The sequence below is a fragment of the Actinosynnema sp. genome, from assembly GCF_052038725.1.
The window spans coordinates 1-10001 of sequence record NZ_JBQGCX010000432.1; the positions used below are offsets into that span (position 1 = coordinate 1).

Here is a 10001-nt window from a genome sequence, read left to right on the forward strand (position 1 = left end):
CCTGCGCCGGGACAGCCGCACCACGGGCAGCGCCATCCCACCCCGGCGGCTGAGCACGAGCGCGCCGACCAGCGCGGCCACGATCGAGACCGCGCCGCCGACCACGAGCGGCGCGCGGGCGGTGAAGTGGTCGGCCAGCCAGCCCATGACGGGCCCGCCGACCGGGTTGCCGCCCAGGAAGACCAGCATGTACAGCCCCATCACCCGGCCGCGCATGGCGGGCGTGACGGACAGCTGCACGGTCGCGTTGGCGGTGGTCGTGAAGGTCATCATGGCCACGCCGACCGGGATCAGCACCAACCCGACCAGCCACAGCGTGGGCATCAGCCCGGCGACGACCTCCAGCACGCCGAACGCCAGCGCGCCCACGACCAGCAGCACCGGCCGCGGCTTCGCGCCGCGCGCGCTGCGCCGGGCGGCCAGCGTCGCGCCCGCCAGGGTGCCGACCGCGAGCAGCGTGGACAGCAGCCCGTACGCGTCGGCGTCGCCGCCGAAGGTGTTGCGGGCCAGCACGGCGAGGGTGACGTAGAAGTTCAACCCGAACGTGCTCACGAAGAACACCAGGAACAGCAGGATCACCAGGTCGGGGCGCTTGCGCACGTAGCGCAGGCCCTCGCGGAGCTGGCCGGGCTCCCTGGGCACCGGCTCGCCCCGGTGCAGCTCGGCGGGGCGCATCAGCAGCAGGCCCGCGATCACCGCGACGAAGCTGGCGGCGTTGATCAGGAAGACCCAGCCGGTGCCGCCGACGACCACGATCAGGCCGCCCGCGACGGCCGGCCCGACCATGCGGGCCAGGTTGAACGTCATGGAGTTGAGCGCGACCGCGTTGGTGAGCTGGTCGCGGCCGACCATCTCGACCACGAACGACTGGCGCACCGGCGTCTCCACGGCGGACACCGCGCCGAGCAGCAGGCACAGCAGGTAGACGTGCCACAGCTCGGCGGCGCCGAGGACCTCCAGCAGGCCGAGCGCGAGCGCGCACAGGCCCAGACCCGTCTCCAGCGCGAGCAGCAGGCGGCGCTTGTCGAGCCGGTCGGCGAGCACGCCCGCCCACAGCGACAGCAGCAGGGTGGGGGCGAACTGGAGTGCGGCGGCGAAGCCGAGCGCGACCGGGTCGCCGCCGGACAGCTCCAGGACCAGCCAGTCCTGGGCGACGCGCTGCATCCACAGCCCGACCAGCGAGACGACCTGGCCGGAGGCGTAGAGCCGGTAGTTGCGGACCTTCAGGGAGCTGAACGTGCCTGATCTCTTGCGCTTCGGCGGAGGTAGCGCCGTGTCTCGACCGGGTCGATCGGTCTGCGAGCCCTCCGCATAAGCAGGCACTTCGTTACTGCCCCGCCATCCTGTCGATGATCTCGGCGGCCCTGGAGAGCACCGCCCTGTCCTCGGGTGTCAGCTCCGCGAGGTGCTGGTCCAGCCAGGCCTCCCGCGCGGACACCTCCGCGTTGATGTACTGCATCCCGCTGGGGCTCAGCTCCACGATGGCCTGGCGGCCGTCCGTGGGGTGGGGCCTGCGGGTGGCGAAGCCGAACTCCTCCAGCGCGGCGATGACCCTGGTCATCGACGGCGGCTGGACGCCCTCCTTGGCCGCGAGCTCGCCCGGCGTCAGCGGTCCGCACTTGTGCAGCGTGGAGAGCGCGGACACCTGGGTGAGCGAGATCGTGGAGTTGACCCGCTGCGCGCGGAGCCTCCGGTTCAACCTGATGATGGCGAGCCTCAGCCTGCTCGCCAGCCCATGGTCGTCGGTCTCCGCCACGTAGTTAGCATACCTCACGATCTCGGGCCTTCACTGTGAAATCGCCCATTCAGCGATGGGCGTGCGGGCTGGTGGACGGCGTTCGCGCTGTTCAGGACGGTGGTGGGGCGCGGCCCGCCCTTTGCTCGCTCGGGGGGGGCCGCTTCGGCTTCGCGCTCTCCCCCGGCGTCCGGGGACGGGCGTCAGCCCATGATCAGGGCCTGGACCGGACCGATGCCGAAGTACACGACGAACGCCACCGCCGTGCCCCACATCAGCGGGTGCACGCTGCGGGCCCGCCCGGTCAGCGCGCGCAGCAGCACGTAGCTGATGAAGCCCGCGCCGATGCCGTTGGCGATCGAGTAGGTGAACGGCATGACGACGATGGTCAGGAACGCGGGCAGCGCGATCGAGAAGTCGGAGAAGTCGATCTCCTTGACCTGGGCGACCATCAGCGCGCCGACGATCACCAGCGCGGGTGCGGCGGCCTCGACCGGGATGACCTCGTAGAGCGGGGTGAAGAACATCGCGACCAGGAACAGCAGGCCGGTGACCACGTTCGCCAGGCCCGTGCGGGCGCCCTCGGCGATGCCGGAGGCGGACTCGATGAACACCGTGTTCGACGAGGACGACGCCGCGCCGCCCGCGACCGCGCCGACGCCGTCGACCAGCAGGGCCTTGCTGACGTTGGGCAGCTGCCCGTCCTCCTTGATCAGCTCGCCCTCCTTGCCGAGGCCCGTCATGGTGCCCACGGTGTCGAAGAAGTCGGTGAGCACGAGCGTGAACACCAGCAGGGCGGCGGCCAGCGCGGGCAGGCGGGTCCAGGCGCCGAACGAGAACTCGCCGACCAGGGACAGGTCGGGCAGGCTGAAGAAGCTGTCCGGCACCGCCGGGTAGCCGAGGTTCCACCCCTTCGGGTTGGTGCCCGCCGACGGACCGGCCTTGACGACCGCCTCCAGCACGATGGAGAAGACCGCGGTGGACAGCACGCCGATCAGGATCGCGCCCCGGACCTTGCGGGCGACCAGGACGCCGGTGACCAGCAGGCCGACCACGAACACGAGCGTGGGCCAGGACGCGATCGACCCGCCGATGCCGAGGCCGACCGGGACGGTGGTGCCCGCGGCGTCCGGGACGCGGCGCACGAACCCGGCGTCGACCAGGCCGATGAAGCAGATGAAGAGCCCGATGCCGACCGCGATGGCGGCCTTCAGCTCGTTCGGCACCGCGTTGAACACGGCCGTGCGCACCCCGGTGAGGACGAGCAGGAGCACCACGATGCCGTTGACCACGACCAGGCCCATGGCCTCGGGCCAGGTCATCTGCGGGGCGAGGGTGACCGCCACGAACGAGTTGATGCCCAGACCGGCCGCGAGCGCGAACGGGTAGTTGGCGATGAGCCCGAACAGGATGGTCATCACGCCCGCGACCAGCGCGGTGACGGCCGCGACCTGCGGGACGGGCAGGATCGCGCCGGTGATGTCGGTCTTCGCGGACGGGTCGTCGGCGGAGAAGCTGCCGAGGATCAGGGGGTTGAGGACCACGATGTAGGCCATCGCGACGAAGGTGACCACCCCACCGCGCACCTCGCGCCCCACGGATGACCCGCGCTCGGTGATTTTGAAGAAGCCGTCCAGGCCCATGTCGTGCAACTCCCTGTTCCCTGTGTGACCGCTCGGGCGCACTCCGACGCCCAGCCCCGCCCCCGAGGCCGGTTGCCGAGGGTGACGGTTAGCGGGTGGAGCCTGCCTGATCGGTGTTTCGGGAAGGTAGCCTGCCTGACGTGGCCGAACTCCCCCCTCCACCCCCTCTCCCACCCCGCCTGACCGACCCGGTGCCCCCGATCGTGGTAGGCAGCGCGTTGTGGCTGGTGGGCCTGGTGATCACCCTGCTGATCGGGGCGCCCACGATGGCGGTGTGGACCTGCGCGGCAGGCGGCGCACTCGGGGTAATCGGCTTCGGCATCTTCGCCTGGCAACGCTCAGCCGCCCGCAGGGGCTCACGAACCGCGCAGAGCGGGCTGCAGTAGCGCATAGCGCAATAAACGGTCCGCGCCCGCAGACCGCAAGACGAGCGCAGGCTGACTGACCACTTCGCAAGCTGACCGCCTCGCGGGCTGCAGGGCGAGCGCAGCGAGCCCGCAGCCAGCCATCCCGCGTCCCTCTTCTCCGTTTGGCCTGGCGAAGCCCGAGCACGCTTGTCAAGATGCCGCCGCACTGCCCGGAAGACCGGGGTGCCCAACGGCGTCTTGACGAGCGTGCTTGCCTGAAAGGAGGCCAAACGGAGAAGAGGGACCCCGCCCACCGCAGGGGTAAACCGCACCACCAACCCAACGGTCACCGGCCGGCAGAGCCCGTGTCCCCTCTTTTTTGGAGGTCTGCCCCGCCGGCGAGGCGTGCTCTTCAGCTCTTGATCTAGGCTTTTACCCGTGACCACGGCTTTTACCCCGTGATCCCGCCCCTCACCCCAACAGCACCGCAGGCGTCGGCTCGCTGATCAACGCCGCGAACGTGTGCCGGTCCCCCCACCGCCCGGTCGTCCACGCCAACGCCCGCGCCAACCCCTCCGGGGTGTCCGCCGCGTGGACCACCTCCCCGTCCACCCACCACGGCACCTCGTGCTCCTCGCCCTCCGCGTGGACCACCAGCTCGTCGTGCACCACCACGGTCCCCCTCGGCAGCTCGACGCCCAGCAGCGCGCAGGCCACGCGCACCGCGCCCAGCTCCGCCCACACCACCTCGTCGCCCTCGCTCCGCAGCGCCCCCACGACCTCCTCGGACGCCAGCGGCAGCTCCAGCAGCTCCGCCAGCTCCGCCGCCCCGCCGTCCGCCGCGAGCACCTGCTCGCCCGGCAGCACAGCCAGCAGCCACGGCAGGTCCGGCACCACCACGTCGTCCGCGGACACCACCGCCCCGGTCAGCACCCGCACGCGGTCCGGCGGCTCGACGGCCCCCTCCCGCACGTCCGGCGCGACCTCCGCCAGCGCCGCGTGCGCCTTCAGCACCAGCGCGTCCGGCACCACCCGCTCCGCGTCGCCCAACCGCGCCAGCAGGTCGACCACGTCGTCCTCGTCGTGCACCACCAGCTCGGTCCGCACCCCGGCAGCCGCCAGGACGTGCGCGGGCAGCTCGGAGCCCACCGGGTCGTACAGCCCCTCCAGCTCCACCGCCTCCGGCAGCCGCCACGCGCGGGGCGCCCGGCCGTCGATCCGCGCGTACCGCGCCAGCCACCACCCGGTGTACCCGTCGCGCTGCGCGACCGCGCGCCACACCTCGGGGTCGGACGCCATCAGCTCCAGCGCCCTGGTCCACTTCCCCTCGGCCACCAGGTCCAGGTCGCGCACGCCCACCACCCGCGAGGGCGGCTCGTCGGCGGCGTCCCACCAGTCCGCCTCGTCGGCCAGGTCGTGGTCGGGGTCGGTCGGCTCGTCGTCGACCAGCACCGTGAAGCCGTCCGCCGCGCCCACCGCCGACAGCACCTCGCGCGGCCAGTCCGCCGCGAACTCCGCGTCCAGCACGCCGAACGGCGCGTCGTCGGCCAGCACCTCGCGCAGCGGCGCGTCCGGCAGCAGCAGCTCGTCCGCGCGCCGCCAGCCGCCGCCCGCCTCCGGCAGGACCAGCTCGCCCAGCCACGGCCGGCCGCCCGCGCGCGCCACCAGGGACAGGACCCCGTGCACCAGGTCCTCGTCCGGGTCGTCGCCGCTGTGCCGCACGGCGTCGCGGACCGCGTCCGAGTCGAGCACCTCGGCCGCCCCCGCCTCTACCGCGCCGAGGCGCAGCAGCAGCGGGTGCACGGCCTCCGGGTGCGCGATGCGCAGCCCGGTCAGCTCGAAGTCGACCGGCTCGTCCAGCATCAGCACGCCGCGCGGACCGCTGACCAGCCTGCCGTCCGCGAGCGGCACCGGGAGCGAGCCCAGCTCCTCGCGCGCGGACGAGTCCACGTCCGCCCACGGCTGGAGCGCCGTGTACACGTCGTGCCACCAGCCCGGCTCGCCGCCGATGCCCGCCAGCGCGGCCACCACCTCGGCCACCGGCATCCTCGGCACGTCCAGCGCGGCCAGCGCCCGCGCGTGCTCGGGCAGCACCAGCTCGGCGTCCAGCAGGCCGGGGACCACGTCCTCCAGCAGGTCGACCAGGTCCTCGGACGGCGAGTCCAGCACCTTCGCCCGCCTCGGCGAGGTCCAGCCGCCGTCCGCCTTGGGCAGCCACTCGGCGTCCCGCAGCGCTTCCAGCACGCCCTGCCGCAGCACACCGTCCACTTCGGACAGCGGGAAGCCGGGCAGCGGCACCAGCGCGGTCCGCTCCACGGCGGGCAGCGCGGTCACCAGCGCCGGGTAGGCCCGCGCCGCCATCGCCAGCACGTGCTCGACGGCCGGGCCGACCAGCACCCGGCGGCGGGACGGCTCGACGGGCAGCGTGGCGATCAGGCGCGCGGGCAGGGACAGCTTCTCGTCGGTGGGGGTCGGCGCGTGCAGCACCTCGCCGCCGAGGGCGCCGTCGACCGGGTAGGCCCAGCACGCCGACCACACCGGCCGGGACTCGACGCCCTGCACGAAGCGCTCGGGCAGCTCGCCGCCGACCCGGTGCACCAGCCAGGCGCGCTCGCCGTCCGGACCGGTGATCACGACCTTGTCGCCGTCCTCGGCGCGGTCCCAGGCCCGCGACCCGACCTCGACCCGGCGCAGGCCGGGGAGGGCGAGCAGCAGGTCGGGCGCCTGCTCGGCGCACTCGCGCAGCAGGGCGTCGCCGTCCGCGGAGGTGAGCGGCAGCCGGACCTCGGTGGTGAAGCCCTCGGGCGGGCCTGCCTCGTCGGTCGGCCACACCAGGCGCAGCACGGGCACGTCGCCGCCGCGCTTGGACGCCAGCTCCGGCACCGCCTCGCGGGTGCGCGCGGCGGAGAACGCGACCCCGCCGGACGTGGACACCACGCGCGGCGCGTCCGTCACCGCCAGCACGGCCGCGAAGCCCACGCCGAACTGGCCGACCGCGTCGGAGCTCTTCGCGGAGGCGCGCAGCGACGCGAGCGCCGTCACGCCGTCGGCGGTCAGCGGCGCGCCGGTGTTGGCCGCGCGGAACTCGCCGTCCACGAAGGACAACCGCAGCACGCCGGGCTCCGCGCCCGCGGCGTCGGCCGCGTTCTGCGCCAGCTCGACCAGCAGCCGGTCGCGGTACCCGCCGAGCCTCAGGTCCTCCTCGGCGTTGGCGTCCTCCCGGAAGCGGGTGGGCGAACCGCGCCAGGCGGCGAGCACCGACTCCCGCAGGGCCTCGGTGCCGAAGTGGTCCGCGCTCACCGGGCTGTCGCCCGCGCGGAGACCCCGGTCGCGTCGGCGGCGTCGGAAACCCGCTCGACCTCGTCCACGGCGCCGGGCGTGTCGCCCTCGCCCGCGGCAGCGCCGTCGGCGTCGGCGGCAACGTCGTCGGCGGCAACGTCGTCAGCAGCGTCGACGGCAGCGTCGGCGGACCGGGCCACCGGCTCGTTCACCTCGACCTCCAGCAGCGCGTCGTCGTACACGACGTCCGCCACCGGCACCGCCGAACCGCCCTCGACCTCCACCTCGGAGTGCGCGCCGCAGCCGTACTCGACGTGCACCACGTGCCCGTCCGCGGGCGTCAGCTCGTTGCCGCACACCCCGAACGCCGCCCCGAGCGCCCCGGCGATGCGCAGGTAGAACCCGCAGGTCCCGCACGCGGCGGGCGCGCTGCGCGCCATCTCGCTGCGCGGCCCGAAGTCGCCGCCGCGCCAGCGCTCGGCGGCGTCCAGCACGCCCTCGCGGGAGAGCACGCGCACCCGGCCGAGGCCGACCTCCAGCGCGACCTCCTCGACCGCCGGGTCCTCGGACTCGACGTAGCCGGGCGCGAGCCTGGGGTCGTCGGGGGACGCGGGCAGCAGGTCGCCGACGCCGAGGTCGCCCGCGCGGACCCGCTCGTTCCACGGCACCCACTGCGGGGCGACCAGCGCGTCGTTGCCGGGCAGCAGCACGGCCTCGCTGACCGAGACCGGCGTGCCCTCCCCCGCGTTGGCGACCGTGACGGCCCACCGCCAACCCCGGTAACCGGCGTGATCGGCCTCGAAGAAGTGGGTGACCGACGTCTCGTCCTCGACGAGGACGCCGACGTGGGCCCCCACGTGCTCCGATCCGGCTTCCTCCTGCGCCGCGTCGCGCGCGAGCCGCACGGCCGCGGGGTCGGCGAGCACTGGCTGGGGCTGCTGAGTCGGCGTGGCGGTCACAGGTGGATTGTGCCGCACGTCTTCGCCGCGCCGCGCACACGTGCCACCCTTTCGGACGTGCGCTGGTTCGAGGTGGCGGTGGTCCCGGTCGTGGTGGTGGCGGTGCTGTCGGGCTGCTCGTCCGGTGGGGACGGTGTTCGGTCGACCGAACCCGCTGGACCGTCCACACCGGTCACGGCGCGCCCGGAGGTCCTGGGAACGATCCCGCACGACCCCGGCGCGTTCACCCAGGGCCTGGAGGTCTCCGGGGACGTGCTCTACGAGGGCACCGGTCTGGAGGGCCGGTCGAGCATCCGCGAGGTCGACCCCGCCACCGGCACGGTCCGCAGGAAGCTGGACCTGCCGTCGCCGCTGTTCGGCGAGGGGATCACCGTGGTGGGGGAGCGGATCTGGCAGCTCACCTGGCGCGACGGCGTGGCGATCGAGCGCGACCGGGCGTCGCTGGCCGAGGTCCGCCGCGTGCCGTACGAGGGCGAGGGCTGGGGCCTGTGCCTGGACGGGGACCGGCTGGTGATGAGCGACGGCACCGCCGAGCTGGCCTTCCGCGACCCGGCGACGTTCGAGGAGCGCGGACGGGTCGCGGTGACGCGCGCCGGGGAGCCGCTGGAGGACCTGAACGAGCTGGAGTGCGTCGACGGCCGGGTGTGGGCGAACGTGTGGCAGACCGACGAGGTGGTGCGGATCGACCCGGCCACCGGCGCGGTCGACCTGGTGGCGGACCTGTCGTCGCTGCGCCCGGAGGGTGTGCCCGCGTCGGACGTGCTGAACGGGATCGCCTCGGTGCCCGGCTCGGACGAGTTCCTGGTCACGGGCAAGAACTGGCCGAGCATGTTCCGGGTGCGCCTCCCCGCTGGCTGAGCAGCGGTCGTGCAGTGGTCGTGCGGTGGTCGTGCGGCGATCCGCGACAGGCCGCCGCGGTTGCGGCAGGATGGTCGGGATGAGCCCGTCCGACGATCGCGATCACCCGCGGGAGGATCACCCGCGGCAGGACGAGACCCGGCCCGAACGCGGGGGCGCGGGGCGGGGGCGCCCGGACAGCGAGCCCTGGGAGACCTACGACCCCGACGGCTACGACCGGCGCAGCCGGGAGCGCGGGCGCGGGCGCGCAGAGCGGGACCACTACGACCGCGACGCCTACGACGAGCGGGGCCGGGAGCGGCCCACCGTCCCGACCGGGCGGGCGGGCCCCCGGCGCACCAAGCCGATCCCCGGCCACGACGAGCGCACCAAGCCCACCCACAAGCCGACCCAGCTGCCCAGGAAGCTGACCGTCACCCGCGTCGCGCTGTACCGGGCGAGGCTGCTGTCCTCGGTGGGCCTCGGTCGGTTGCGCACCGCCGCGCACGCCGACGGCGCCGGGGAGTCCGGCCTGTCCTCGCTCACCTACGCGGTGATGCTGAGCTTCGCGGCCGACGCGGCGCTCGCCGTGGGGCTGGCGAACGCGCTGTTCTTCTCCGCCGGGGTGGACGAGTCCAAGACCCGCGCGGGGCTCTGCCTGCTGGTCACCGCGGTCCCGTTCGCGCTGCTCGCCCCGCTGATCGGCCCGGCGCTGGACCGCCTGCGGCGCGGGCGGCGGTGGGCGCTGGCCGCGTCGTGCGCGCTGCGCGTGGCGGTGGCGGTGGTGCTGGCGCTGCACGTCGACGGCTGGGCGCTGTACCCGGCCGCGCTGGCGGGCGCGCTGCTGTCCCGGTCGTTCACCGCGCTGCGGGAGGCGATCACCCCGGAGGTGCTGCCGCCGGAGGTCGAGCGGGCGAGGGCCGACGCCCGCCTGACGGCGTTCGGGCTGGTCGCGGGCGCGGTGTCCGGGCTGGCGGCGATCGGGCTGGTGAACACGTTCGGCCCGCCGGGCGCGCTGTGGCTCAGCGCCGCGCTGGGCGTGGCGAACACCTGGTGCTGCCTGCGGGTCCCGGTGCGCGCGGAGGTCGCCGAGGTCCGGACCCCGGACGCGGCAGGCCGGGAGCGCGGGCGGAGGGCGCTCGGTCGCGCGGTCGTGGCGGCGCTGTGGGCGAACGGGTCGATCCGGGTGCTCGCGGGCTTC

General features: G+C 74.2%; 8 protein-coding genes. 3 read left to right on the top strand and 5 right to left on the bottom strand.

From position 1 onward, the window contains the following. From ACTUAL_RS08780 to ACTUAL_RS08790, 3 genes are all read right to left on the bottom strand, one after another. Positions 1-1323: MFS transporter (locus ACTUAL_RS08780; RefSeq protein ID WP_440899900.1), on the bottom strand; the 1323-nt coding region annotated here is incomplete at its 3' end. Between the two features lie 4 nt (positions 1324-1327). Continuing rightward, a complete protein-coding gene (locus tag ACTUAL_RS08785; RefSeq protein ID WP_177154480.1) occupies positions 1328-1774 on the bottom strand; it encodes a MarR family winged helix-turn-helix transcriptional regulator in 447 nt (148 codons plus the stop codon). 164 nt (positions 1775-1938) lie between these two features. Continuing rightward, positions 1939-3378 carry an NCS2 family permease gene (locus ACTUAL_RS08790; protein ID WP_096491324.1) on the bottom strand — a complete coding sequence of 480 codons (1440 nt, stop codon included), beginning with the start codon at positions 3376-3378 and terminating at the stop codon, positions 1939-1941. Positions 3379-3518: 140 nt separating this feature from the next. Between ACTUAL_RS08790 and ACTUAL_RS08795 the strand changes: the two genes are divergently transcribed. Further along, the gene (locus tag ACTUAL_RS08795) at positions 3519-3764 is read left to right on the top strand and encodes a DUF2530 domain-containing protein (RefSeq protein ID WP_440899901.1); all 246 of its coding nucleotides are present in this window, start codon (positions 3519-3521) and stop codon (positions 3762-3764) included. A gap of 432 nt (positions 3765-4196) precedes the next feature. Here ACTUAL_RS08795 and ACTUAL_RS08800 read toward each other — a convergent pair whose 3' ends face one another. Beyond that, entirely contained in the window at positions 4197-7025 is a 2829-nt protein-coding gene (locus ACTUAL_RS08800) for a sacsin N-terminal ATP-binding-like domain-containing protein (RefSeq protein WP_440899902.1), read from the bottom strand. Then, complete coding sequence (locus tag ACTUAL_RS08805) at positions 7022-7963, bottom strand: DUF3027 domain-containing protein (RefSeq protein ID WP_440899903.1); 942 nt, start codon at positions 7961-7963, stop codon at positions 7022-7024. Before ACTUAL_RS08805 ends, ACTUAL_RS08800 begins: the two co-directional genes overlap by 4 nt. A 57-nt stretch (positions 7964-8020) precedes the next feature. Between ACTUAL_RS08805 and ACTUAL_RS08810 the strand changes: the two genes are divergently transcribed. Both ACTUAL_RS08810 and ACTUAL_RS08815 read left to right on the top strand, forming a co-directional pair. Further along, positions 8021-8821 carry a glutaminyl-peptide cyclotransferase gene (locus tag ACTUAL_RS08810; protein ID WP_440899904.1) on the top strand — a complete coding sequence of 267 codons (801 nt, stop codon included), beginning with the start codon at positions 8021-8023 and terminating at the stop codon, positions 8819-8821. 79 nt (positions 8822-8900) lie between these two features. Beyond that, on the top strand, positions 8901-10001 hold a 1101-nt coding region (locus tag ACTUAL_RS08815; RefSeq protein WP_440899905.1), incomplete at its 3' end, for an MFS transporter.